The sequence below is a fragment of the Nonomuraea sp. AD125B genome, from assembly GCF_041402765.1.
Classification (GTDB): Bacteria; Actinomycetota; Actinomycetes; order Streptosporangiales; family Streptosporangiaceae; genus Nonomuraea; species Nonomuraea bangladeshensis.
Window position 1 is genome coordinate 138,856 of record NZ_JBGLOU010000018.1, and the last position, 23,921, is coordinate 162,776.

General features: G+C 73.5%; 21 protein-coding genes. 14 read left to right on the plus strand and 7 right to left on the minus strand.

Annotation, left to right across the window (positions count from 1 at the left end; genetic code table 11):
* Window positions 1–77: 77 nt before the first annotated feature.
* Together ACBR40_RS38235 and ACBR40_RS38240 are read right to left on the minus strand one after the other, a co-directional pair.
* Window positions 78–3,578, minus strand: a complete 3,501-nt coding sequence (locus ACBR40_RS38235; RefSeq protein WP_371251860.1) for a S8 family serine peptidase — start codon at window positions 3,576–3,578, stop codon at window positions 78–80.
* Window positions 3,579–3,722: 144 nt separating this feature from the next.
* Window positions 3,723–5,165 (minus strand): glycosyltransferase family 39 protein, encoded by a 1,443-nt coding sequence (locus tag ACBR40_RS38240; protein ID WP_371251861.1) that lies wholly within the window; start codon window positions 5,163–5,165, stop codon window positions 3,723–3,725.
* 235 nt (window positions 5,166–5,400) lie between these two features.
* On the opposite strand from ACBR40_RS38240, the gene ACBR40_RS38245 reads away from it, so the two are divergent.
* The 3 genes from ACBR40_RS38245 to thyX all read left to right on the plus strand — a co-directional run bounded on the left by ACBR40_RS38245 (window position 5,401) and on the right by thyX (window position 9,728).
* Complete coding sequence (locus tag ACBR40_RS38245; RefSeq protein WP_344206178.1) at window positions 5,401–7,527, plus strand: anthranilate synthase component I; 2,127 nt, start codon at window positions 5,401–5,403, stop codon at window positions 7,525–7,527.
* Between the two features lie 70 nt (window positions 7,528–7,597).
* A complete protein-coding gene (locus tag ACBR40_RS38250; protein ID WP_371251862.1) occupies window positions 7,598–8,857 on the plus strand; it encodes an amidohydrolase family protein in 1,260 nt (419 codons plus the stop codon).
* 88 nt (window positions 8,858–8,945) lie between these two features.
* Entirely contained in the window at window positions 8,946–9,728 is a 783-nt protein-coding gene (gene thyX / locus ACBR40_RS38255; RefSeq protein WP_344206182.1) for an FAD-dependent thymidylate synthase, read from the plus strand.
* 32 nt (window positions 9,729–9,760) lie between these two features.
* On the opposite strand, the gene ACBR40_RS38260 is transcribed toward thyX, so the two are convergent.
* Together ACBR40_RS38260 and ACBR40_RS38265 are read right to left on the minus strand one after the other, a co-directional pair.
* On the minus strand, window positions 9,761–10,069 hold the full coding sequence (locus ACBR40_RS38260; protein ID WP_329578499.1) for a hypothetical protein: 309 nt from the start codon (window positions 10,067–10,069) through the stop codon (window positions 9,761–9,763).
* 3 nt (window positions 10,070–10,072) lie between these two features.
* Complete coding sequence (locus tag ACBR40_RS38265) at window positions 10,073–11,152, minus strand: WD40/YVTN/BNR-like repeat-containing protein (RefSeq protein WP_371251863.1); 1,080 nt, start codon at window positions 11,150–11,152, stop codon at window positions 10,073–10,075.
* Window positions 11,153–11,401: 249 nt separating this feature from the next.
* On the opposite strand from ACBR40_RS38265, the gene ACBR40_RS38270 reads away from it, so the two are divergent.
* Complete coding sequence (locus ACBR40_RS38270) at window positions 11,402–12,199, plus strand: helix-turn-helix domain-containing protein (protein WP_371251864.1); 798 nt, start codon at window positions 11,402–11,404, stop codon at window positions 12,197–12,199.
* Between the two features lie 76 nt (window positions 12,200–12,275).
* Here the strand turns inward: ACBR40_RS38270 and ACBR40_RS38275 are convergent, their stop codons facing one another.
* Window positions 12,276–13,373: a globin domain-containing protein gene (locus ACBR40_RS38275; RefSeq protein WP_344206188.1), complete on the minus strand. Its 1,098-nt coding sequence runs from the start codon at window positions 13,371–13,373 to the stop codon at window positions 12,276–12,278.
* Between the two features lie 289 nt (window positions 13,374–13,662).
* Window positions 13,663–14,262 carry a TetR family transcriptional regulator gene (locus ACBR40_RS38280; RefSeq protein WP_371251865.1) on the minus strand — a complete coding sequence of 200 codons (600 nt, stop codon included), beginning with the start codon at window positions 14,260–14,262 and terminating at the stop codon, window positions 13,663–13,665.
* 87 nt (window positions 14,263–14,349) lie between these two features.
* Here ACBR40_RS38280 and ACBR40_RS38285 point away from each other — a divergent pair, with 87 nt between their 5' ends.
* The 4 genes from ACBR40_RS38285 (at window position 14,350) to ACBR40_RS38300 (ending at window position 17,812) form a co-directional block, all read left to right on the plus strand.
* Window positions 14,350–15,210, plus strand: coding sequence for an SDR family NAD(P)-dependent oxidoreductase (locus ACBR40_RS38285; RefSeq protein WP_371251866.1), 861 nt, complete (start codon window positions 14,350–14,352; stop codon window positions 15,208–15,210).
* A 162-nt stretch (window positions 15,211–15,372) separates the two neighbouring features.
* Window positions 15,373–16,056 (plus strand): gamma-glutamyl-gamma-aminobutyrate hydrolase family protein, encoded by a 684-nt coding sequence (locus ACBR40_RS38290; RefSeq protein WP_371251867.1) that lies wholly within the window; start codon window positions 15,373–15,375, stop codon window positions 16,054–16,056.
* Between the two features lie 9 nt (window positions 16,057–16,065).
* Window positions 16,066–17,001, plus strand: a complete 936-nt coding sequence (locus ACBR40_RS38295; protein ID WP_371251868.1) for an alpha/beta hydrolase — start codon at window positions 16,066–16,068, stop codon at window positions 16,999–17,001.
* Window positions 17,002–17,014: 13 nt separating this feature from the next.
* Window positions 17,015–17,812, plus strand: coding sequence for an enoyl-CoA hydratase/isomerase family protein (locus ACBR40_RS38300; protein WP_344206195.1), 798 nt, complete (start codon window positions 17,015–17,017; stop codon window positions 17,810–17,812).
* 439 nt (window positions 17,813–18,251) lie between these two features.
* Here ACBR40_RS38300 and ACBR40_RS38305 read toward each other — a convergent pair whose 3' ends face one another.
* Complete coding sequence (locus ACBR40_RS38305) at window positions 18,252–18,842, minus strand: SAM-dependent methyltransferase (RefSeq protein ID WP_364456103.1); 591 nt, start codon at window positions 18,840–18,842, stop codon at window positions 18,252–18,254.
* A gap of 128 nt (window positions 18,843–18,970) precedes the next feature.
* On the opposite strand from ACBR40_RS38305, the gene ACBR40_RS38310 reads away from it, so the two are divergent.
* The 6 genes from ACBR40_RS38310 (at window position 18,971) to ACBR40_RS38335 (ending at window position 23,921) form a co-directional block, all read left to right on the plus strand.
* Window positions 18,971–20,563, plus strand: coding sequence for a sensor histidine kinase (locus tag ACBR40_RS38310; RefSeq protein WP_371251869.1), 1,593 nt, complete (start codon window positions 18,971–18,973; stop codon window positions 20,561–20,563).
* Window positions 20,560–21,231, plus strand: coding sequence for a response regulator (locus ACBR40_RS38315; RefSeq protein WP_371251870.1), 672 nt, complete (start codon window positions 20,560–20,562; stop codon window positions 21,229–21,231). Before ACBR40_RS38310 ends, ACBR40_RS38315 begins: the two co-directional genes overlap by 4 nt.
* A gap of 126 nt (window positions 21,232–21,357) precedes the next feature.
* Entirely contained in the window at window positions 21,358–21,768 is a 411-nt protein-coding gene (locus tag ACBR40_RS38320) for a hypothetical protein (protein ID WP_344206199.1), read from the plus strand.
* A 10-nt stretch (window positions 21,769–21,778) separates the two neighbouring features.
* A complete protein-coding gene (locus tag ACBR40_RS38325; protein ID WP_371251871.1) occupies window positions 21,779–22,372 on the plus strand; it encodes a phosphoribosylanthranilate isomerase in 594 nt (197 codons plus the stop codon).
* 96 nt (window positions 22,373–22,468) lie between these two features.
* Window positions 22,469–23,272: a GNAT family N-acetyltransferase gene (locus ACBR40_RS38330; protein WP_371251872.1), complete on the plus strand. Its 804-nt coding sequence runs from the start codon at window positions 22,469–22,471 to the stop codon at window positions 23,270–23,272.
* A 67-nt stretch (window positions 23,273–23,339) separates the two neighbouring features.
* Window positions 23,340–23,921 (plus strand): CDP-alcohol phosphatidyltransferase family protein, encoded by a 582-nt coding sequence (locus ACBR40_RS38335; RefSeq protein ID WP_344206204.1) that lies wholly within the window; start codon window positions 23,340–23,342, stop codon window positions 23,919–23,921.

The following is a 23,921-nucleotide window of genomic DNA, read 5'->3' on the forward strand; positions in this document are numbered from 1 at the left end:
ACTACTCAGTAACATACGCCGGTCCTGGCGCGGTAGCCCGGGCCGGCCCCTGGAGAGGGACCGGCCCGGGAGCCCCGTCAGGAGGCCGTGCGGTCGGGCCGCTCGGAGATCCGGATTGCGTTCACCACCGGCGACCCCACGCGCGTGGCGAAGCGCACGTTGAGCTGCCCGTCGGTCACGCGGACCGTGTACTGCCTGGCCACGGCCGTGTAGGCGCCCGCCTCCAGCGCCAGGTCCAGCGCCGGGATCGCGAGCTGCCCCTCGACCAGCACGTCGAACACGCGCTTGCCGATCTGCGTGTTCTTGATCTCGGCGAAGTCCAGCTCCACCGTGTACGTCCCGGCCGGCACCCCGTCGAAGCGGTACTCCAGCATGCCCTCGCGGGCGGACCGGAACAGCGCCTGGTCCGTCGTCCCCGCGACGGTCCTGGTCGTGCTCAGCGTCCTGCTGGAGGTGGCGACGTAGCCGTGCGAGCCCTGGGCGTACTTGCGGTCCGGCGTCCAGGCGTCCCCGGCGGCGTCGGTCGCCGCCTTCGATCCGCCGACGTCGACCGCCACCTGGAGCCTCGGCACCACGACCTTGACCGCGATCTCGATCGTGGGCTGCCGCCCGCTCGCCGACTTCACCAGGATCTTCCCGGCGCGCACCGCGCCCGCCGCGACCCCGTCGCTGGAGACCGTCACCTTGAGCGTCACCTGCTGCCCGGTGGCCAGCTCACCGGCCGCGGGCGTCACCGCCGCCCACGTCTCGCCCGTCACCGTGTACGGCGTCGCCGCGCCGAGGTTGGTGAGCGTCAGCGTCCGCGTACGGGTGGATCCGGCCGGCATGACCACGGTCAGCTCGGCCGCCGACGCGCTCACCCGCCCGGTCACCAGCTTCGTGTCGATCCTGGTCACCGAGCCGGGCGCGATCGAGACCTGCTTGGTGAAGGTGCCGTAGTGCTCCCTGGACACCGTGACGTCGTAGTCGCCGGCCAGCACCTGGCCGGAGAACGAGCCGTCCGCGCCGGTCGTGAACGTCGCCACGTCGCCCACCTTGACCGTCGCCCCGGCGATCGGCTCACCGTCGTTGGCGTCGGTGACCGCGCCGGTCACCAGGCCGTGCCGGCTCGCGGTGAACGTCACGCCCTGCCCGGAGGACAGCGCGGCCTCCTCGTAGGAGTAGCGCATCGCGTCCGTGCCGGTCGCGTTCTCGATGCCGACCGTGGCGCTGGTGCCCCGGGCGCGCTCGCTGGCGAGGTCCTTGTAGCGGAAGGAGATCGAGCCGTCCTCGCCCAGCAGCGCCGCGAACGAGATCCGCTGCCCGCTGACGTTGTAGAAGGCGACGTCGCGCCACTCCACCACGAACGCCCGGTGCGGTGCCGTGCCGGTCACCGCCGTGTACACCCCGGCCTGAGCGTCCACGATCAGATCGTCCCAGTACGGGTAGACCGCGTTGTTCGGCGTCGAGGTGGTGGGCAGGTTGCCGTTGCTCGCGGTGGTCGCCCGGCTGTCGGCGAAGGTGAGGAACCCGTTCGTGGCGATCCACGCCCGGCTCTGGCCCGCCCCGTAGAACGGCACCGGGAACGGCAGCGTCACCTGCGTGGCCTCGTCGTCGCCGGTCAGCGCCAGCTTCTCGGTCCCCGCCACGTACGGCTGCGCCCCGCCGCGGCAGGTGTAGCCGAACCCGTCGCCACGCAGCGGCAGCTCGATGTCCTTGGTGACGTTCCCGGCAACGGTGACCTCGGCGCTCGCCGCGGTCGAGCAGCGGGAGGCCGGTGTGACGTCCAGCTCGTAGGAGCCCTCGGGCAGCGTGAGGCTGTAGCGGCCGGCCGCATCGGTGACGGCGCTCACCGGAGTGCCGCGCGCGGCCACGGTCGCGCCCGCCTCGGGCGTGCCCGCCGTGCTGACCGTGCCGGACACCGTGCCGCCCGGCTTCTGCGTCATCGGCACGTCCGCCGTGGCGCTCTGCCCGGCGGCGATCGTCACCCGGGCGGTCGCCGTGTCGTAGCCGAACTTGGCCGCGGTCAGCTCGTAGTCGCCCTCCAGCAGGCGCGGGATCGTGTACCGGCCGTCCGCGCCGGTGGTGACCGTACGGGTCACCGCCCCCGCCACGGTGACCGCCGCCCCGGCGAGCGGCGCGCCGCCGGAGGTGACCGTGCCGCTCAGGTCGCCGGTCTCGCCTCTCGGCGCTGCGTTGACGGCCGCGTACGCGTCGAGCCGGCCCTCGCCCCAGACGTTGTTGTCGGCCGCGGTGCCGCCGCAGCTCGTGTCGTTGACGTCCACGGCGGTCGAGTCCAGCAGCGGCCGGGTGTTGGCCACGTCGCCCTGCAGCGCGGGCGAGGCCGACCAGATCAGCGCCACCGTGGCCGCCACGTGCGGCGAGGCCATCGAGGTGCCGGTGTAGCTGTCGTAGGTGCCACCGGGGGTGGAGGAGCGCACGTTCACGGCAGGGGCGGAGATGTTCGGCTTGATCTCGCCGCCCTCGCCCTCGCCCTTGCTGGAGCGGGCGTACACGGCGTTGTTGACGTCGAAGCCGCCCGCGCTGTAGCTGATGACGTACTGGCCGGGGGAGCCCGAGGTGTCGCAGGCCGGGCCCTCGTTGCCGTTGGCGAAGGCCGGGAAGATGCCGGCCGCCACCCACGCCTCGACCGTCTCCTTGTACCAGGGGTCGTAGCCGTCGCCGCCCCAGGAGTTGTTGACGATGTCCGGCGCGAGGTCCGGGCGCGGGTTCCGGCCCGAGGCGTCCGTGGGCGCGAGGATCCACTGCCCGGCGGCCAGCAGGGAGGCGTCGGTGCAGGTGTTGAGCTCGCAGCCCTTGGCGGCGATCCAGCGGGCGCCGGGGGCGACGCCGATGCCGTTCGCGCCGACCATGGTGCCCATGACGTGCGTGCCGTGGCCGTTGTTGTCGCACGGCGCCGACGTCGGGCAGACCCGGGCCGGGTCGAACCAGTTGTAGTCGTGCGTCACCGTGCCGTCGGGGTTCTTGCCCCGGTAGCTCGCGGCCAGCTCGGGGTGGTCGAACTGGGCGCCGGAGTCGATCGTGGCGACCACGATGCCCTCGCCCCGGTTGCCCGTCTCGCTCCACACGCGCGGGGCGCCGATCCTGTCGATGTTCCACTCGACCGCGTTCACCCGAGCCTCGGCCGTGGCCTTGTCCGGCTTGGGCAGGCTGAGCGTGCGGACCGGGGCGATGGTCTCGACCTCGGGCAGCTTGGCGATCTCCGCGGCCAGCTTCTCGTCGGCGGTGACCCGCACGGCGTTGACGATCCAGAACGAGGTGTAGTCGGCCGAGCGGGCGTCCAGCAGCTTGCGCAGGCTCCGCTGGGCCGACTCGGCGCGCTCGGTCTTGGACTCGACCACCAGCTCGGTCTTGGCCTGCTTGGTGGCGGCCCGGCGGGCGCCGCTCAGGTCGGCGGCCCCCTTCATCCGGACCCAGAAGGTGGCCTTGCCGTCCTGCTCCAGCTCCGCCTGGACGACGGCGTCGATCTTGCCGGGCTCGGCCGCGGCCGCGGCCTGCGGGAACAACGCCTGCGGGGATAACAGGGCGGCGGCGACGAGCCCGGCCAGGGCCGCCCGCCTTCGGGGGGTGATGAGCACACGCTCTCCTTCGAGTGATCTTTCCGCCTCTGTCGGAAAGAGTGAAGCGCACATGTCGGGAAAGCAAGACTTGTCGTAAACCGTGACATGACAGAGAGATAGGAGATTCGGTCATGCACAAAAGCGGGCCCGCGCCGGCGCGGGTCAGCTGAAATGCCGCCAGCGCGGCCAGGTGACCGACCAGGGGGTGCGCAGGTCCCGGCAGAGCCACACCGCGAGGCCCTGCTCCTCGTTGTCCAGACCGGCCCCGTTGTCCACCGTGGCCCGCCGCTCGCACGTCCCGAACTGCTCGCGGATCCGCGGCCCCACGTTGACCAGCACCGCCGTGGTGGCGGTGTCCGGCGGCGGGCCGAACAGCCAGAGGTGGTTGTGCCCCGAGTACACGCGCGGCACCCCGGCCCGCGCCAGCGCGCCGTGCTCGCCGTAGCTGCCGGTGAACACCATCGCCGTCGCCCGCTCGGCCGGCGGGATCGCGGCGCGCACGCTCTGGACGGCCGCCACGAACTCGGGCCAGCCGACCGACTCGCGCGCCACCTCGTTGATCGCCGGCACCGGCGTCCCCGCCAGCTCCGCCACCGGCACCAGCGGCAGCGCCAGGAGCGCCGAGCCCAGCCCGCTGAGCGCGAGGCCCGCGCCCGCCGCCAGCCGGACCCGGCGGGCCGCCGCGGCGGCCGACACGCAGCCGGCCGCGAACAGCAGCAGGATCAGCCCGGCGGTGTAGTCGAAGCGCCCGCCGGCGATCAGCGTCAGCGCCGCGGCCACCGGGTAGGCCACCGCCAGCGCCCGCACCCGCCGGTCCCGCCACAGCCGGACGAACCCGAACGCGGCGATCACCGACACCGCCGGCCCGAACAGCGTGAGCTGCATCGGCACGTACATCATCCGCAGCTCCGCGCCCTTGTCCGCGCTGAGCGCCGCCGCCATCTTGAGCTGCGGCCAGTCGTTGGCCACCTGGTAGAGCAGGTTCGGCACGGCCAGCGCGAGCGCCAGCAGGCCGCCCGCCCACAGCCAGGGGTTCGCGAGCACCCGGCGCGGCCCCGCGGCGAGCAGCCCGGCCGCCAGGCCCAGCACCAGCAGCGCGATGAGGTGCTTGTTGTAGGTGGCGAGCCCGATCACCGCCCCCGCGGCGAGCCACCAGCGCGACTCCCGCTCCCGCAGCAGCGCCTTGAGCAGGAACAGGATGGCCGCCGCCCACAGCGGCAGATCGAAGCTGAGCGTCAGCAGCGAGTGCCCCGCGATGAGGGTGTACGCCCCCGTCGCCGTGCCCGCCGCCGCCAGCGTCTGGGCCGCCCGTGAGCCGTCCAGCTCCCGCGCGATCAGCGCCACCAGCCACACCAGGACCGCCATGGCCAGCGCGGGGAACACCCGGATGCCGGTGATCGTGTCGCCGAAGAGCCGGATGCCCGCCCCGGCCAGCAGCGGCGTCAGCGGCGGCTGGTCGACGTACCCCCAGCCGGGGTGCTCGGACAGCACCCGGAAGTACAGCTCGTCGCGGTGGTAGCCGTAGGAGGGGCTCAGCGCCAGCAGCGCCCCGAACAGCAGGACCGCGACCACCGAGACCGACCGCCACGCCAAGGGCCGCTCCATGAACGCCCAAGCTAGATCCTTCGCGCGCCTTTTGTCACGGCCGCGGCGTGGCCGCGTTGCGCGATCTTGGTCGGCGGGTTAACCTGTCGGCATGCGAAACAGCGCTCAGCTCCAGTGGTGGCGCCGCTCCTAGGCGGCGCGAGTTTCGCATTCCTCATGGACGGCCGCCCCGGAAGGCGGCCTTTCTCGTGTCCGCCCCCGGGGCTCGATCATTTCACGTGGTAAGGGGCAGCAAGTGGAGACGAGCGGATATACCACCGCCGGGGGGATCGGCGTCGAGCGCGAGGCTCGCGAGGTCGACGAGGCGGCGCTCGAAGAGATCGTGACCGCCCTCGGGGAGCGCCGCGGCGGCGCCTTCTCCTCGGGCATGGACTACCCGGGCCGCTACAGCCGATGGGCCTTCGGCTACGTCGACCCGTGCCTCGAACTGGTCGCCCGCGGCCGCACCATCGCGGCCACCGCGCTCAACGAGCGCGGCCGCGTCGTCCTGCCCGCCGTCGCCTCCTGCCTGCTGGCCGCGGGCAAGCCGGTCAGCGAGCCGACCGCCGACCGGGTCGAGGTGCACGTCCCCGAGTCGGAGGACCTGCTCCCCGAGGAGCAGCGCAGCCGCCGGCCCACCGTCTTCACCGCCATCCGCGAGGTCATCGCCGCCTTCCGCGGCGACGACCCGCACCTCGGCCTGTACGGCGCCTTCGGCTACGACCTGGCCTTCCAGTTCGAGCCCATCCGGCAGGAGCTCGTCCGCCCCGACGACCAGCGCGATCTGGTGCTCCACCTGCCGGACCGGCTCGTCGTGGTCGACCGCCAGCGCGAGACCTGCGTCGAATACCGCTACGAGTTCACCGTCGACGGCGCCACCACCCGCGGGCTGGAGCGCGCCGGCTCCGCCACGCCGCTGCGCGAGCCCGGCGAGCTGCCCCCCAACCCGGTCAGGGGCGACTACGCCAAGGTCGTCGCCGCCGCCAAGGAGAAGTTCAAGCGCGGCGACCTGTTCGAGGTGGTGCCCGGCCAGGTCTTCCACGCCGCCTGCACCGACCCGGCCGCCTTCTACCGCGGCCTGCGCCGCAGCAACCCCGCCCCGTACGAGTTCCTCATCAGCCTCGGCGAGGGCGAGCACCTGGTCGGCGCCTCGCCCGAGATGTACGTCAGGGTCAGCGGCGACCGCGTCGAGACCTGCCCGATCTCCGGCACGATCGCCCGCGGCAGCAACCCGGTCGAGGACGCCGAGGCCATCCGCACCCTCCTGTCCAGCGTCAAGGAGGAGTCGGAGCTGACCATGTGCACCGACGTGGACCGCAACGACAAGTCGCGCATCTGCGTCCCCGGCACCGTCAAGGTCATCGGCCGCCGCCAGATCGAGCTCTACTCGCGCCTCATCCACACCGTCGACCACATCGAGGGCCGCCTGCGCCCCGAGTTCGACGCCCTCGACGCCTTCCTCACCCACATGTGGGCCGTCACCGTCACCGGCGCGCCCAAGACCTGGGCCATGCAGTTCATCGAGGACCACGAGGCCACCACCCGCCGCTGGTACGGCGGCGCCATCGGCTTCATCGGCTTCGACGGCTCCATGAACACCGGCCTCACCCTGCGCACCGCCCAGATCAAGAACGGCGTGGCCACCGTCCGCGCCGGGGCCACGCTGCTGTTCGACTCCGACCCCGAGGCCGAGGAGCGCGAGACCGAGCTCAAGGCCAGCGCCCTGCTCGGCGCCCTCGCCGCGGTCAACGAGCCCGGCGCCGTCCCGGTCGCCGAGGCCCGCCCGCAGCCAGGGCTCGGCATGAAGGTGCTGCTCGTGGACCACGAGGACTCCTTCGTCAACACCCTGGCCGACTACTTCCGCCAGGAGGGCGCCGACGTCGTGACCCTGCGCCACGGCTTCCCGCCCCACATGATCGACGACATCGCGCCGGACCTCGTCGTGCTCTCGCCCGGCCCCGGCTGGCCGTCCGACTTCGGGATGTCCGCCCTGCTCGACCAGGTCTACGCCCGCGACCTGCCGGTCTTCGGCGTCTGCCTCGGCCTGCAGGCCATGGTCGAGCACGCCGGCGGCACGCTGGAGCTGCTCGGCTACCCCGAGCACGGCAAGCGCGGCGAGGTCGGCCGGCTCGGCGACAGCGCCCTGCTCGACGGCCTGCCCGAGCGGTTCACCGCCGCCCGCTACCACTCGCTGCACGCCAAGCAGCCCGGAGTGGTCGGGTTCGAGGCCACCGCGCTCACGCCCGACGGCAACGTCATGGCGATCGAGGACCCCGAGCGGCGCCGTTTCGCCGTGCAGTTCCACCCCGAGTCGATCCTCACCCAGGAGGGCGGCGCGGGCGCCAAGGTCATCGCGAACGTGCTGCGCCTGTCCCGCCGGTGACGCCGGCTGTGTGAAAACGGCTGTGTGAAAACGGCCGCGGGGGCGTGCGGAGCTCCCTTAGAGTCTCCGCATGCTCCCCGTAGAACTGCCCGTCACGGTGCGTGACGCGCTGCTGGCCCCGCTGGTGGACCACCACTGCCACGGGGTGCACCGCGACGACCTGGGCCGGGCCCGGTTCGAGCTGCTGATCAGCGAGGGCGGGGCCCCGGCGCCGCCCGGCACCACGCACTTCGACACGCCGTACGGAATGGCGGTGCGGCGCTGGTGCGCGCCCGTGCTCGACCTGGAGCCGCACGCCCCGCCCGCCGTCTACCTCTCCCGCCGGGCCGACCTCGGGGCCGTCGAGGTCAACCGGCGGCTGCTGGCCGCGGCCGGGGTGGTCGCGTTCCTGGTCGACACCGGGACTGAAGACCTCGACCTGCTGTCGGCCGCCGAGATGGGCCGCCACGGCGGCGCCGCCGCCGACGAACTGGTCCGCGTCGAGCAGATCGAGCAGGACGTCGCCGAGAGCGCCGCGCTCGCCGTCGACTACCTCGACACCCTGGGCGAGGAGCTGTCCGCCCGCGCCGCCCGCGCCGTCGGGCTCAAGACCGTCGTCGCCACCCGGTGCGGGCTCGACTTCGACCCGGCCCGGCCGAGCCGCGGCTCGGTGATCGCCGCCGCCAACCGGCGGCTCGCCGCGCCCAGGGAGCCGCTGACCGACCCGGTGCTGCTGCGGCACCTGCTGTGGAGCGCCGTGGACGTGGCCAGGGAACGCGGCCTGCCCCTCCAGCTCCACACCGGCTTCCCCACCTCCGCCGCCCCCGTCCCGCCCCAGCCCGACCCCGCCGACCCCGGCCGTACCGGTCATGGCGGGCGCGGGCTGAGCGCGTCCGAGCTGCTGCTCAGCGGCCTCGTCGCGGCCCCTGAGCCGCCCGGCCCGCACCGCGCCGACCCGGTCCGGCTGAGCGCCTTCATCGCCGCCCTGCAGCCCCTGAGCGTCCCGGTGATCCTGCTGGGCTGCTACCCGTTCCACCGCCAGGCCGCCTACCTCGCCGGCCTCCACCCGCACGTCTACGTGGACGTCGGCCTCGCCCTGCCGCACACCGCGGGCGCCGCGGCCCGGGTCATGGAGGACCTGCTGGAGCTGGCCCCGTTCCACAAGCTGCTGTTCAGCTCCGGCTCCCGTGGCCTGGCCGAGAGCTGCCTGCTCGGCGCGCTCTACTACCGGCGCGCCCTCGGCACGGCCCTGGCCGGGCGCGTCCGCGACGGCGAGTGGAGCGCCGCCGACGCCGCCCGCATCGCCCACATGATCGGCTCGGGCAACGCCCGCCGCGTCTACCGCCTCTGACCGGCCCGTTTCCCAAACGGCCTCTCACCTGGTTGGATGCATGACTGCGGTCACCGAATACCCGAACGAGCGGGGGGCTCAAGAAAACATGCGCAGTGTCGAACCCGAGGTCTTCGTCGTCGCCCGTCCGGCGCTCGACTACGACGAGCTGGCCCGCTACCTCTCCGAGGTCGGCGGCGAGAGCTGGCTGGAGCGGCTCGACCGCGGCGACCTCGACGCGCAGAACCTCGCCGAGTTCGCCGGCCGGCTCTGCTACCGCTCCTTCGAGCCGGGCCTCAACCCCAACGTCGTACGCATCCGCGAAAACCAGGACGAATATCTGCGCAACATCCTGGCCAGCGCGCACGGCTCGGTCCTGGAGCACGTCAGCTTCAGCTTCGTGCTGCACAACGTGAGCCGGGTGCTCACCCACGAGCTGGTCCGGCACCGTCCCGGGGTGGCCATCTCGCAGGAGTCGCTGCGTTTCGTCCGCCTCGACGAGCTGCCGTTCTGGTTCCCCGAGTGGGCGCAGGCCGACGCCGAGCTGATGAAGCGGGCCACGGCGGTGCTGGAGCAGCTTGAGCAGTTCCAGCTCTGGATGGCCGGCCACTTCGGGCTCGACGAGGAGGGCGTGCCGTTCTCGGAGAAGAAGCACCGCACCTCGTTCATGCGCAGGTTCGCCCCCGAGGGCCTGGCCACCGGGCTGGTGTGGACGGCCAACGTGCGCACGCTGCGGCACACCATCGAGGCCCGCACCGCCGTGGGGGCGGAGGAGGAGATCCGCCTGCTGTTCCAGCGCATCGGCGAGCTGATGCGCGAGGAGGCCCCCGCCCTCTTCGGCGACTACGTCGTCGAGGACGGCGCCTGGATCCCCGGCTGGCGCAAGGTCTGACCCCGCCCCCCGGCGGGGCCGGTCAGCTCAGGTCAGGTCAGGGCGGGCAGCACATAGACCTCCGCGCCCGGCGGGAGGGCGCAGTCGAGGCCGCCGAGCCCCCGGGCGTTCTCGCCGCAGACGAACATGCTGATGTGGCGGCGGATGCGCCCGTACTCGTCGCGCAGCCGCTCCTCCAGCAGCGGATGGGCGCGGCGCAGCGACTCCAGCGCCGAGCCCAGGGTGGGCGGGGAGTCGCGGTCGGCGCCCACGGCGAAGACCTTGACCTCGGCCCGGCCGCTCACCCACCGCCGCAACGTGCTGGGCAGCACGAAGACCACCATCGTCACCGATCCGGCCATGGGTCAGAGCACCGCCGCACGCACGGTGAGGACGTCGGGCAGGTGCCGGGCCACCAGGGTCCAGCTCTCGCCGTCGTCGCGCGAGCAGTGGACCTCGCCGTCGCGGGTGCCGAAGAACAGGCCCGCCTCCGACATGGTCATCGCGTCGCGCAGCACGGCGGCGTGCACCGGCCCCTCCGGCAGGCCGCGCTCCAGCGCCCGCCAGGTGCCGCCGGCGTCGTCGCTGCGGTGGACGCGGTAGCGGTGGCCGACCGGCGTGCGGTCCATGTCGGCGTGCAGCGGCAGCACGTAGAGGGTGTCCGGCCGGGTGGGATGGGCGACGACGGGGAAGCCGAAGTCGGACGGCAGCGAGGAGCCGATGTCGTGCCAGGCGCCGCCGAAGTCGTCGCTGCGGTAGACGCCGAAGTGGTGCTGGAGGTAGAGCCGTTCGGGGTCGACCGGGTCGGGCGCGACCTTGTGCACGCAGTGCCCGAACTCGGGGTATTGCTGCCCCTCCGGCAGGAACGGCGCCCTGATGCCCTGGTTGGCCGCCTCCCAGGACAGCCCGCCGTCGGAGGTGCGGTAGAAGCCGCCCGTGGAGATCGCCACGCCCATCACCCGTGGATCGGCGGGATGGCAGACGATCGTGTGCAGGCACAGCCCGCCACCGCCCGGCACCCAGCGCGGGCGGTGCGGGTGCTCCCACAGCCCCTCGACCAGCTGGTAGGTCACGCCGCGGTCCTCGGAGCGGAACAGCGCGCCCGGCTCGACCCCGGCCCACACGACGCCGGGCTCGCTGGGGGAGGGCACGAGCTGCCACACCCGGGTCAGGGTGGTCTCGGTCTTCTCGGGGAAGGCGATCGGCGGCCGCTCGGCCTCGTTCCAGGTGCGGCCCAGGTCGTCGCTGTACATGACGGACGGGCCGAAGTGGCCGTACTCGATGCCGGCCAGCAGCCGGGGGGCGGGGGCGCGGGTGTCGACGGCCACCGAGGGGACCGCCACCGTGGAGAACTGGATCGGCTCGATCTCGAACGGGCCGCCGTCGCGGGAGCGGGCGAGGAACAGGCCCTTGCGGGTGCCGATCGCGAGCAGTGCGTCAGTCATCGGATCTCCTTCAGCGTGGAAGCTGGTCTCGGAGCGGGAGCGGAGGATGCGGGCGCGGAGGTGAAACGGCGTGTCTCTGGTGAGCGTGTCGCTGTCGGGTGGGGCTTGGCGCCCATCGTGCCACGCGCCGCCGACAACTTCCGGGCACTGGTGGATTCGCCCCGTGACGTCCCCGGCCTCGGCTCGCCGGGCCGCCCATTACCTGACGGGTAATCGTGGCGCTTCCCTCGGAACGGTAGGTTTTCCGGCATGGGAGCGGTAGCCGTACGAAATGAGACTTTTGGTGAGTTGTTGCGGTCGTGGCGGCAGCGGCGGCGGGTGAGCCAGCTCGACCTGGCCATCGAGGCCGAGGTGTCGGCCCGCCACATCAGCTTCCTGGAGACCGGCAGGGCCCGGCCGAGCCGTGAGATGGTGCGGCGGCTGGCCGAGGAGCTGGAGGTGCCGCTGCGGCAGCGCAACGCGCTGCTGACCGCGGCCGGGTTCGCGCCGATGTACCCCGAGCGGGAGGTGCGCGCGCCGGAGCTGGGGGTGGTGCGCCAGGCGCTGGACCGGATCCTCGCCGGGCACGAGCCGTACCCGGCGGTCGTGGTGGACGCCGCGTGGAACCTGGTGGCGGCCAACGCGGCGGCCGGGATGTTCATGGACGGCGTGCCGGCCGAGCTGCTGAAGGAGCCCGTCAACGTGATGCGGCTGTCGCTGCACCCGCAGGGCATGGGCGGGCGGCTGCTCAACCTGGCCGAGGTGCGCGCCCACCTGCTGCCCCCGATCCGGCGGCAGGCCGAGACCTCGGGCGACCCGCGGCTGGCGGAGCTGTACGAGGAACTGGCCTCCTACACCTACCCCGGCGTGGACCTCAACGTGGCCCACGTGCCCGGCCCGGCCGACATCCTGGTGCCGCTGCGCATCGCGGCCGGCGACCGGGTGCTGTCGATGTTCACGACGATCGCGACGTTCGGCACCCCGCTGGACGTGACGGTGTCGGAGCTGGCGATCGAGACGTTCTGGCCGAGCGACGAGGAGACCGCCGCCGCCTTCCGCCGCGCCTGACCGGCCCCGCGCCCGACCAGGCCCCCGCGCCCGACCAGCCCCCGCGCCTCACGGGACCCGCGCCCCCGCCCGGCGGTCAGCTCTGGGCGTGGGCGAGGTCCCGGTGGATGCGGGACAGGGGGACGCCGTCGGACTGCAGGCGGCGCACGGTCTCGCTGACCATGCCGGGCGGGCCGCACACGTACACCTCGTGCTCGGTCCAGGAGTGGAAGCGCTGCGTCACCTCGGGCAGGCCGCCGCTCATCCCCACCCAGGACGGGTCGCCGGAGACCACCGGCACCACCCGCAGCCACGGGAACGCGGCGGCCATCCTCAGCAGGTCGGGCAGGTCGTAGAGCTCGGCGGCGGTGCGGGCGCCGTACAGCAGGTGGATGTTGGGCCGCCGGCCGGAGGCGATGACGTGCTCGACGATCGACTTCAGCGGCGCCAGGCCGGTGCCGCCCGCCACGCACAGGATGTCGCGCCCGCTCTCGTCGTCGGGCGTCATCGTGCCCATGGCCGGGCCCAGCAGGACCGTGTCGCCCACCGCGGTGTGCCGGGTCAGCGCCGTGGACACCCAGCCGCCGGGGACCGAGCGCACGTGCAGCCGGATGGTGTTGTCCGGACGCGGCGCGTTGGCGATGGAGAACGTCCGCCACACGCGCGGCCAGCGGGAGGTCTGCACGTTGACGTACTGGCCGGGCAGGTACGGCAGCCGCTGCGCCGGCCGCAGCGTGATGACCGCGATGTCGCGGTGGCGCAGCTCGTGGCCGACGACGTCGGCCAGCCACCAGGGCGGGGAGACGCCGGCGTCGGCGTCGGCCGCGCGGATCATGGAGTTGGCCGCGGCGGTGTACGCCGACACCCACGCCGCCTCGATCTCGTGGTCCCAGATGTCGGCGGCGAAGCGGCGGATCGTGGCCAGCAGCGCGTTGCCGATGGCGGTGTAGTGCTCGGCGAGGACACCGTACTTGCGGTGGTCCCTGCCGAGCTGGCCGAGGTAGGAGTCGAGGCCGTCGGGGCTGTCGAGGCTCCAGACGATCCGGGTCAGCGCGCCGAACAGGCGGTCGCGCTGAACGTCCATGGCGGGCGGGAACATGGCGCGCAGCTGCGGGTTCTCGGCGAACAAGCGGCCGTAGAAATAGGCGGTGGCCCGTTCTGCGTGCGGCTCGACGACGGAGAAACTCTCTTTCACCAGGCGCGGATTCAACGACATTTGTACGCAACCCCACTTTGCTGACCGGAGAAACGCTCCGGTCCTCGTCGTTCCACCTCCCTGACGGCTCCGGGTGACGAGCGGCGCGGTCCGGCCCCGGCTACCACGCGCTCGCAAAGGAGTCTTACACCCCGCCTGACGCGTCACAACCGTTTCGCCGCAATAGGGGGCGAATTTCTCCGCGATCGCTTTTTTCGTTATTCCGGGGGCAATTAATCCGAACAAAAGTCGTGTTCGCCTTTTGTGGCGCGAGGGTCCGGGGGGCGGGTCAGCCCAGGAACGCGGGCCGGAGCATGGCGAAGACGCGGTCCGTCAGCTCCACCCGGTCGGCGCTCCCGCCCGCGCCCTCGCCCGTGCCCTCGTCGGTGCCCTCGTGGGTGCGCAGCCACTCGCGGGCCACCGTGTCGAGTGCCGCCCCGGCGGCGGCCGCCACGAGATCGGCCTCCAGCGCCGCCACCCCCCGCCCGATCAGCGCCTCGACGATCCGGACGCGGGCCTCGTCGCGCTTCTGCAGGAGCCTCGCGCGCAGCGCCGGGGTGCGCTCGACCAGCCGCATCACTTCGGCCTGCGTGTTGATCCGCGCCTCCCAGTCGCGCAGCACCGCGTGCAGGCACTCCCAGGGCCCCTCCTGCGGCGGCCGGGCGGCGATCTCCTCGGCGACCTGCTCGCCCATCGCCTCCAGCTGCCCGAAGAGCACGTCCTCCTTGCTCGGGAAGTAGCGGAAGAAGCTGCGCCTGGACATCCCGGCCGCGCGCGCGATGTCGTCGACGGTCGTCTCGTCGAACCCGTGCGTCGTGAACAGCTCCAGCGCCCGCCCGGCCAGCTCGGCGCGGACGGCGCGCCGGGTGCGATCCCGCAGACCCTCCATGACCCCGGAGCCTACACCAGTTGCCAGGTGTGGCACTGAGTGTCATATTGAGGGCATTGCTCTACGAACTGTGGACCGGAGGTTCTCATGCGAGGAAAGACCGTGCTGGTGACCGGCAGCACCGGTGGGATCGGCAAGGAGACCGCGCGCGGGCTGGCCGCCCTGGGCGCCCGGGTGATCCTGGTCGGACGCGACCCCGTACGCGCCCGGCAGGCGGCCGAGGAGCTCGGCGCGGGCGGCGCGCAGGTGGAGGCCGTCGCCGCGGACCTGACGCGGCAGCGCGAGGTCGCCAGGCTCGCCGCCGAGGTGGCCGGGCGCTGCGACCGGCTGGACGTGCTGGTCAACAACGTCGGCGTCAACCCGCCGCGGCGCACCCTCACCGAGGACGGCGTGGAGCTCAACTTCGCCGCCCACGTGCTGACGCCGTACACGCTGACCCGCCTGCTGCTGCCCGTGCTCGCCGGCCGGGTCGTCAACATCACCGGAGGCATCCCCGGCGGGCCGATCGACCTGGGCAACCTGCAGGCGGAGCGCCGCTTCATGGGGTGGACGTTCAGCCAGTACAACCACACGAAGACGATGCTCATGGCGATGAGCCTGCGCTTCGCCGAGGAGGTGGCCGGCAGCGGCGTCACGGTCAACGTCGCCTATCCGGGCCACGGGCACACGCCGATGAACCGGTCGATGACCATGGGATCGTTCCCCTACGCCTACCGCCCGGTCGTCCCGCTGCTGCGGCTTTCCGCGCCGCACGTGTTCGGCGACCTCACCAAGCCCGCCCGCTCCAGCATCCACCTGGCGTCGAGTCCCGAGGTCGAGGGGGTCAGCGGGGCCTACTTCAGCATGAAGAGCCGCCGGGTGGACTGGCCCGCGAGCGCCCTCGACCGGCGCAACCAGGACGCGGTCTGGGCGCTGTGCGAGAGCCTGGCACGGGAGGCGGTCGCCTGACAGGCGGCAGTGAAGCGGACGAACAGCCTGAAGTCCGATGTGGGGGGATCTTTGGGAGAAGTGACATACCGGAAAGCGCGTACGCCATGATGGGCCTCAAGCCGTCGGCGCTGACGGGCCGGCGGCGGCACCAAACTCCATCCTGCCCCCCCGGGAGAGCGCATGTCCCGACCGCTGATCGGCATCACCGCCTACTTCGAGGCCGCCCGCTGGGGCGACTGGGTCAGGGAGGCGGTCCTGTCGCCTCCCTCCTACGCCAAGGCGGTGCTGCGGGCGGGCGGAGCGCCGGTGGTCCTGCCGCCGGTCAGCTCGTACGCGGTGGAGGACTACGTACGCGGCCTGAGCGGCCTCGTCCTCGCCGGCGGCGTCGAGGTGGGCGCGGACGCCTACAACGGCGAGCAGGACGCCCGCGTCCCCGAGCCGCAGCGCAACCGCGACCGCTTCGAGCTGGCGCTGGCCCGCGCCGCCGTACGCGCCGACGTGCCCATCCTGGCCATCGCCCGCGGCATGCACGTGCTCAACGTCGCCCAGGGCGGCAGCCTGATCCCGTGGCTGCCCGACTCCCTCGACAGCGACCGGCACGCCGGGCCGGGCGCCCACACGATCCAGGTGAGCGTGACCAGCACGCTCGGCAAGGCCGTCGGCGACCGCGTCGAGGTGGTCGCGCCGCACCACCAGTCCGTACGCCGCCTCGGCACCGGCCTGCTGGCCGTCGCCTGGGCCGAGGACCAGATCGTCGAGGGCGTGGAGCTGCAGGGACACCGCTTCGGCGTGGGCGTGCAGTGGCATCCCGAGCGGGACGGGGACACCCGGATCTTCGATGCGTTCATGGAGGCGGCCCGCTAGGCTGCGATCATGCCGCTGCACCCCCAGGCGCGGAGCTTCCTCGCCACCGCCGGGTCTGACGAGGGCACCGACCACGACGCGCGCACGCCGGAGGACATCCGGCGGGCCCGCGCGGCCCCCGACCCGTACGCGCTGCACCGCGGCCCGCTGACCACGCTGCCCTTCGTCCGCGACGAGCTGGCCGAGAACGTGCCGATCCGCGTCTACCGCGCCGACCCCGGCGACCACCCGCTGCCGGTCGTCGTCTACTTCCACGGCGGCGGCTTCGTCCACGGCAGCGGCTTCGTCATCGGCGACGTCCGGCGCTCCGACGCGATGGGCCGCTTCCTCGCCGTCCGCACGGGCGCGGTGGTGGTGTCGGCCGACTACCGGCAGGCCCCCGAGCACCCGTTCCCTGCCGCGCCCGACGACGCCTGGACGGTCGTGCGCGACATCTTCGCCCGGCCCGCCTTCTACCAGAGCAACGGCGTCGTGGCCGTCGTTGGCGAGGGCGCGGGCGGCAACCTTGCGGCCGTGGCCGCCTGGCAGGCCCGCGACGCCGGCTTGCGCCTGGCCCACCAGGCGCTGGCCTGCCCGCTCCTCGACGCCGCCATGGAGCTGCCCAGCCACCGCGACCACGCCAAGGGCTACCTCCTGTCCGCCGCCGAGCTGGCCTGGTCCCTGCGCTGCTACGCCGGCGACACCGACCCCGCCGACCCGAGGCTGTCGCCGCTGCGGCTGCCCGACGTCGCCGGCCTGCCGCCCGCGACCGTGGTGACCGCCGAGTACGACGTGCTGCGCGACGAGGGCGAGGCGTACGCCCGCCGCCTGGCCGAGGCCGGCGTGCCGGCCGAGTGCCGCCGCTGGGACGGCGCCCTGCACGGCTTCACCGCCCTGCCCGGCCTGTTCGACCAGGGCGCCGAGGCCCGCGACTACCTGGCCGCCCGGCTCAGGCAGGCCCTTTGACCCAGGAGGACCGGTGAAGGACGACGCCTACGCCCGCTACGAGAAGCTGCGCCTCGACACCCCGGCCGACGGCGTGCTGCGCATCACGATCAGCGAGCCCGCCCGGCTCAACGCCGTCGACGCCGCCGCCCACCGCGAGCTGGCCGAGATCTGGCGCGACGCCGACCGCGACGACAGCGTACGGGCCGTCCTCATCAGGGGAGAGGGCCGGGCGTTCTCCTCCGGCGGCGACCTGTCGATGATCGAGGAGATGATGGCCGACCACGCGACCAGGCTGCGCGTGTTCGGCGAGGCCCGCGACATCGTCTACAACGTGCTCAACTGCGGCAAGCCCGTCGTCTCCGCCATCCAGGGCCCCGCCGTCGGCGCGGGGCTGGCGGTGGCGCTGCTCGCCGACATCTCCGTCGCCGGGCGCACCGCCCGCATCATCGACGGCCACACCCGCCTCGGCGTCGCCGCCGGCGACCACGCCGCCATCGTCTGGCCGCTGCTGTGCGGCCTGGCCAAGGCGAAATACCACCTGCTGCTGTGCGAGCCGGTCACCGGCGAGGAGGCCGAGCGCATGGGGCTGGTGAGCGTCTGCGTCGACGACGACCAGGTGCACGAGCGGGCCATGGAGCTCGCCGTCCGGCTCGCCTCCGGCGCGCAGGAGGCGATCAGGCTGACCAAGTACGCGCTCAACAACTGGCTGCGCCTGGCCGGGCCGTCCTTCGACGCCTCGCTGGCCATGGAGTTCCTCGGTTTCACCGGCCCCGACGTCGCCGAAGGCGTCCGCGCGCTGCGCGAGAAGCGCCCGCCGGCGTTCGGCTGACACGGGGAGGCTGACGGAGGGGCGTGTGCTTCCGCCCGCTCCGGGTAGGCGCAGATCAATGACGGACCGTCCGGCGAGGTCGAGAACGCCGCCCCGGCGGACGGGCCGGGAAGGCGGCGGGCCGCCGGCCGCGTGCGGGACGACGAAGAAGGGGGTTGCGCGCACACGGAGACCGGGGCGACCCGGGGCCGGCGCCGCCGAGGCGATGGCGCCCCGCGCACCCGCCCGCAGGGGACGGGACGGCGCCGAGGATCCTGCCGGCGGGCCCGCCCGCGGCGATCACGTCAGGGCCCGTGCGTGATCGGCGAGGCGAGGGCAGGCGGGGTCGATCGGCACCCGGGCGCACCGCGCGGGTGAGCACCTGTGGCGTGAGGTGGTTGAGCCAGAGCTTCCTCCGCCTCGGGTGCGCCCGCCCCCCACCCGGTGCGCCCCGGGCGGGTCACGCCCGGGGCCGCCGGGCGTGGAAGACGAACGCCGGCGGGGCGTTGCGCCACACCGTCCGGCCCGGCACGACCTCCTCGAACCGCTCCGCCAGCAGCGCGCGGAACCGCCGCGCCGAGCTGAGCGGGATCGCGTGGATGTAGGAGAAGGTCGTGAACGCGGCGCCCTGCCCCATCGCCGCCGTCACCGCCCCCAGCAGGTCCCGCTGGGCCTGTTCGGGGAAGGCCGCCCACGGCAGCCCGCTGACCACCACGTCCGCCTGCCTCAGCCCCCGCTCCCGCAGCAGCTCGCCCAGCCGGGCCGCGTCCGCGTGCGCCACGTCCACCAGGGGGAACCGCGCGGCGAGCAGCTTCGCCATCGGCGCGTTCAGCTCCACCGCCAGATGGTGACCGCGCCCGCCCAGCCGCTGCTGGATCTCCTCCGTGAAGGGCCCCGTGCCCGGCCCGAGCTCGACGACCGTGGGCTCGCCGCGCTCGGGCACCGGCGCGCAGACGGCCGCGGCCAGCCGCCGCGAGCTGGGGGCGACCGCGCCGATCACGGCGGGGGAGCGCAGGAACTGGCCGAGAAAAAGTGCGGTGTCGTTGGACATGCGACGAAAGTACGGCCAAGATCCCTCTACACCGCTCCACCCACCGGGCGTACCTGCGGCCAGTAGGAGGAGGCGGCATCCTTCGACCGGAGGATCAGCGGTTCACGGTGTGCGGATAGCGTGAGTGCATGCGTTGGCGCGGTGTGCCGCTGGATGTCCTCCTGGCGGTTTCGGGAGTGGCACTGGACCTGTTCACCACCGCTCACGCGGGCGACACGACCTACCTGCCGGCCGAGGCGAACCTGCCGATGGGGCTGCTGGCCGGCCTGCCCATGGGGTTCGTCCGCAGCCGGCCGGTGCCGGTCACCCTCTACCTCGCCGCGCTGCTCGTCATCACCGACCAGCTCGGCTCGTACACCTCCAACACCGCGCAGATCCTCCTCTGCGTCGCGGTCGGCGTGGCCGGGTTCCGCTCCGGGCGGCGCGGCACGGTGGTCGCGGCGGCCGCCGCCGTCGCCGCGACCGCGGTCAACATCGCCGATCCCGGCATCGCGCTCACGGTCAACAGCTGGATGTACTCGGTGCTGCTGCCGGTCGTGCCCGCCGTGCTGGGCGCGTACCTGCGCGGCTCGGCCGGGCCGCTGGAGGAGCGCGACGTCACCCCGGACGCGCTGCTGGCCGCCGGGGGCGTGGCCATCACCGTGCTGAGCACCTGGACGACCTGGCACTCCGGCAGCCAGCCCGTCTGGGTGGTCGGGCTGCTGGCCGTGGTGGGCGGCCTGTCGCTGGGGGTGGCCAGGCGGCTGCCCGGCCTGGTCCTGCTCGGCCAGGGCGTGCTGCTGGTGTGCGCCGACACCTATCTCAACGAGGCCGTCAACACCTGCGTGATCCTCACTCTCATCTCCGTCGGCGTGTTCGCCATGCGGGTGGCGTCGGCGGCGTGGCTGGTGGCGGCCTACGCGGCCGGCTGCATGCTGACCGCCATCGCCGTCGTCGGCGAGGGCACCGAGGTCACGCCGTTCCGCGTCGGCGTGCTCATGATGCTGGTCGCCACGCCCATCGCCATCGGCCGCTACCTCGGCATGCGGCAGGCCGCGGCGGCCGCCGAGCGGCTGCGCGCCGAGGAGGCGGCCCGCGCGGCCGTCGCCCAGGTGCGGGCCGACCAGCTCGCCGAGCGCGAGCGCATCGCCCGCGACGTCCACGACATCGTCGCCCACCACGTCGGCGCCATGGTGCTGCGGGCCAGCGCCGCCCGCTACACCGCGCCCGACGGCCCGGTCGCCGACGCGCTCAGCGACATCCGCGAGACCGGACACCAGGTGCTGCAGGACCTGCGCGACCTGCTCGACCTGCTGCGCGAGCCCGAGCGTCAGCCGCACCTGCTGGCCGACCCCACCGACGTCGTACGCGAGTCGGCCGAGCGCATGGCCGCCGCCGGCCTCGTCGTGGACCTCCACCTCGACCCCGCCACCGACCAGGCCCCGCTCACCGCCCGCGCCTCGGCGGCGCGCATCGTCCAGGAAGGACTCACGAACGTGCTCAAACACGCCGGCCCCGGCACCCGGGTCAGCGTCAGCGTCGCCCCCGAAGGGGAGGGGCTGGCGGTGGAGATCCGCAACGGCCCCCCGCCCACCGTCATCGAACGCCTGCCGTCCTCCGGCCGTGGCCTGGCCGGCATGCGCGAACGGGTGCGCGCGCTCGGCGGCACGCTCAGCGCCGGCCCCGACGGCGAGGGCGGCTGGCTGCTGGCCGCGAGCCTGCCCGCGAGGAGCGCCACGTGATCCGCGTCCTGGTGGCCGACGACCAGGCGCTGGTCCGCGCGGGCGTGCGCATGCTGCTGCAGGCCGCGGGCGACATGGAGGTCGTCGGGGAGGCCGAGGACGGCGCCGAGGCGGTCCGCCTGGCCGAACGGCACCTGCCCGACGTCATCCTCATGGACCTGCGCATGCCCCGGGTGGACGGGCTGGAGGCGATCAAGCGGGTGCTGGCCGGGCGGCCGGGCATCAGGATCGTCGTGCTGACCACGTTCGCCGAGGACGCCAACGTGCACGCCGCCCTCCGCGCCGGAGCGGTCGGGTTCCTGGTCAAGGACGACGAGCCGGAGCGGATGGTGGACGCCGTGCGCCGGGCCGCCACGGGGGAGCAGCTGCTCGCGCCGTCCGTGCTGCGCCGCGTCGTCGAACGCTTCCTCGCCGCGGAGGAGCAGGCCGCCGCCCCGGTGCCCGCCGGGCTGACCGAGCGCGAGCTGGAGGTGCTCGCCCTGGTCGGCACCGGCCTGTCCAACGCCGAGATCGCCGAGGAGCTGCACGTCGGCGTGACCACCGTCAAGACCCACATCGCGGCCGCGATGGACAAGCTGGGGCTGCGCAACCGCATCCAGGCCGCCGTGGTCGCCCACCGCGCGGGCCTGGTGGACGCCTCCTTCCGCCCCGTCCGCCGGGGTTCCTGACCTGCGCTCCCGCCCGCTCCGCCGCGGGGCGGACCGGCTCTCATCCCGCAGGCTGACGACGCCCCGAGCCGCGCGTCGCCACCATGAGGTCCCGCACCGAACCCCTGCTTCGAAAGGACCTCCGACATGGAGAGCACCACGGTCATGAACCGGCCGGCCGCCGGCCAGGTCTCCGCCGGCCTGCTGTACGCGCTCCGCGTGGCGATCATCGCCCAGGCCGCCGCGCTGCTGGTCGCGGCCTCGTTCGCCGGGCAGGCGGTCGAGACCGAGTCCCTGGCCGAGACGCACGTGATGGCCGGGATGGTGGTCCACCTCATCGCCCTGGTGCAGATCGTGCTGGCCGTGCTCGTCTGGCGGCCGGGCCGGGGCGCGGGCTGGCCCGCCCTGGCCAGCCTCGCGCTGTTCGTCCTCGGCATGGCCCAGCACTTCACCTGGGCGGTCCTGGGGGCGCACCTGCCCAACGGGGTGATGCTGTTCGGGCTGATCCTCGCGCTGCTGTTCTGGTCGTGGTCGCCGGCAGCCGCCCGGCGCCGCTAATGTCGTGGGTGTGTACGTCAAGATCTGCGGCCTGAGCGAGCCCGCCCACGTGGCCGCCGCCGTCGAGGCGGGGGCCGACGCCATCGGGTTCGTCATGACCCGCAGCCCGCGCCGGGTCACGCCCGAGCGCGCCGCCGAGCTGGCCGCGGCGGTGCCCGGGCACGTCCTGACCGTCGGCGTCTTCCGCGGCGAGGACCCGGAGACGGTCCGGGCGGCGGCGCTGACCTCCGGCGTGCGGGCGATCCAGCTCCACGGCCGTCACCCGCACGCCGACTTCCTCGCGCTGCGCGACCTCGGCCCCACCCTGGTCCGCGCCGTCGACTCGGGGGCCGACCTGCGCTGCGGCGCCTACGACGAGGACCTCCTCCTGGTCGACGCCCCGCACGCCGGCTCCGGGCAGCCGTGGGACTGGGCGGCCGTGCGTGGCCGGCCGTCGGGCCGCTGGCTGCTGGCCGGCGGGCTGTCCCCGGACAACGTGACCGAGGCGATCGCCGCCGCCGACCCGTGGGGGGTCGACGTGTCGAGCGGCGTCGAGACCGCGCCCGGGGTGAAGGACCCGGCCCTCATCGAGGCGTTCCTCAAGGCCGTGCGCAGTGCCGGCTGACCGCTCCCGCCCGGCACGGCGGGCACGGCCCGCGTTCCTGGCCCGGCGGGCACGGCCCGCGTTCCTGGCCCGGCGGGCACGGCCCGCGTTCCCGACATGGCGGGTGTGATGGACGACGTCGCCCACCTGGCCGCCTTACGGCGCGAGAGCGACGCGGCCGACCTGGCCCGCGCGCTCGCGTTCCTGCGCGGCTTCGCCCGCCGCCGGGCGCCGCGCGAGGTGCCCGTGCCCGGCGGGGTGGCCGTGCTCGACGAGCGTTACCCCGGCTCCTACGACGACAACCGCCTCCTCGTGTGGGAGCCCGCCGAGCCGGACGAGGTGCTGCGGGCCGCCGACGAGGTCCTGACCGGCCACGGCCACCGGCTGGTGACGGTCGCCGACGACCGCCTCGGCGAGACGTTCGCGCCCGCCTTCGCCCGCGCCGGCTACGCCCACGAGGTCCACCTCGTCATGGCCTTCCGCGGCGCCGTCCCCGAGGACCCGCCCCCGGCCGAGCCCCTGGAGACGGCCGAGCTGATGGAGGTGCTGCGCCGCGACTGGCGCCGCAGCCTGCCCGAGGCGGGCGAGGAGGTGGTCGAGGCGCTGGCCAGGCGCGTGGAGAACCGCGTGGCGGGCGCCGACCGGGTGCTCTTCCGCGGCGTGCGCGCCCCCGGCGGCGAGCTCGCCGCCCGCGCCGACCTCTACCTGCACGGCGGCGTCGCCCAGATCGAGGACGTCTGGACGGCCGAGGAGCATCGCGGCAGGGGTCACGCCCGCGCGCTGCTGAGCGCGCTGCTCGCCGAGGCGGCCGGCGCCGAGCTGATCTTCCTGGTCGCCGACGCGGCCGACTGGCCGAAGGACTTCTACGCCCGGCTCGGCTTCGCCGAGGTCGGCCGTACGCACTCCTTCCAGCGCGCCTGACGGCGGAGCACGGGGCCGGGCCCGACCGGCTGCGCGGGAGTTCGGCGCAATCAGTAGGGTCTGCTGCGTGAGCGAAACTTCCGCCGAGGACCGGATCTGGACGGTTCCCAACCTGCTGAGCTTCCTGCGCCTCCTCGGCGTGCCCGTGTTCCTGTGGCTGGTCCTCGTGCCGCAGGCCGACGGGTGGGCCATCGGGATCCTCGCCGTCGCGGGCTTCACCGACTGGCTCGACGGAAAGATCGCCCGGGCGTTCAACCAGACCAGCAAGCTCGGCCGGCTCATCGACCCGGCCGCCGACAAGCTCTACGTCTTCGCCACGATCCTGGCGCTGCTGCTGCGCGAGGTGATCCCGTGGTGGCTGGTGCTGGTCATCCTGGCGCGCGAAGTCTTCGTCGCGTGTTCCTTCCCCGTCCTCCGCAGGCACGGCTACCGGGCACTTCAGGTGCATTTCCTGGGCAAGGCCGCGATGTTCAACCTCATGTACGCCTTCCCCCTCCTCTTCCTTGCCTCCCACTCCGGGTGGTATGCCGATATAGCCCGGATCGTCGGCTGGGCCTTCGCCCTCTGGGGAACGGGCCTGTACTGGTGGGCCGGACTGCTGTACGTGGTGCAGGTGCGCCGGCTCGTGACCTCGGCCAAGAAGGAGTGA

Bases quoted from the DNA above. Each gene is read 5' to 3' on its own strand.
- ACBR40_RS38285 (WP_371251866.1), top strand. From the start codon at position 14,350: ATGCGAGGAAAGACCGTGCTGGTGACCGGCAGCACCGGTGGGATCGGC.
- thyX (WP_344206182.1), top strand. From the start codon at position 8,946: ATGCGCAGTGTCGAACCCGAGGTCTTCGTCGTCGCCCGTCCGGCGCTC.
- ACBR40_RS38305 (WP_364456103.1), bottom strand. From the start codon at position 18,842: ATGTCCAACGACACCGCACTTTTTCTCGGCCAGTTCCTGCGCTCCCCC.
- ACBR40_RS38320 (WP_344206199.1), top strand. From the start codon at position 21,358: ATGGAGAGCACCACGGTCATGAACCGGCCGGCCGCCGGCCAGGTCTCC.
- ACBR40_RS38280 (WP_371251865.1), bottom strand. From the start codon at position 14,262: ATGGAGGGTCTGCGGGATCGCACCCGGCGCGCCGTCCGCGCCGAGCTG.
- ACBR40_RS38310 (WP_371251869.1), top strand. From the start codon at position 18,971: ATGCGTTGGCGCGGTGTGCCGCTGGATGTCCTCCTGGCGGTTTCGGGA.
- ACBR40_RS38240 (WP_371251861.1), bottom strand. From the start codon at position 5,165: ATGGAGCGGCCCTTGGCGTGGCGGTCGGTCTCGGTGGTCGCGGTCCTG.
- ACBR40_RS38270 (WP_371251864.1), top strand. From the start codon at position 11,402: ATGGGAGCGGTAGCCGTACGAAATGAGACTTTTGGTGAGTTGTTGCGG.
- ACBR40_RS38290 (WP_371251867.1), top strand. From the start codon at position 15,373: ATGTCCCGACCGCTGATCGGCATCACCGCCTACTTCGAGGCCGCCCGC.
- ACBR40_RS38250 (WP_371251862.1), top strand. From the start codon at position 7,598: ATGCTCCCCGTAGAACTGCCCGTCACGGTGCGTGACGCGCTGCTGGCC.
- ACBR40_RS38265 (WP_371251863.1), bottom strand. From the start codon at position 11,152: ATGACTGACGCACTGCTCGCGATCGGCACCCGCAAGGGCCTGTTCCTC.
- ACBR40_RS38260 (WP_329578499.1), bottom strand. From the start codon at position 10,069: ATGGCCGGATCGGTGACGATGGTGGTCTTCGTGCTGCCCAGCACGTTG.
- ACBR40_RS38295 (WP_371251868.1), top strand. From the start codon at position 16,066: ATGCCGCTGCACCCCCAGGCGCGGAGCTTCCTCGCCACCGCCGGGTCT.
- ACBR40_RS38330 (WP_371251872.1), top strand. From the start codon at position 22,469: ATGGCGGGTGTGATGGACGACGTCGCCCACCTGGCCGCCTTACGGCGC.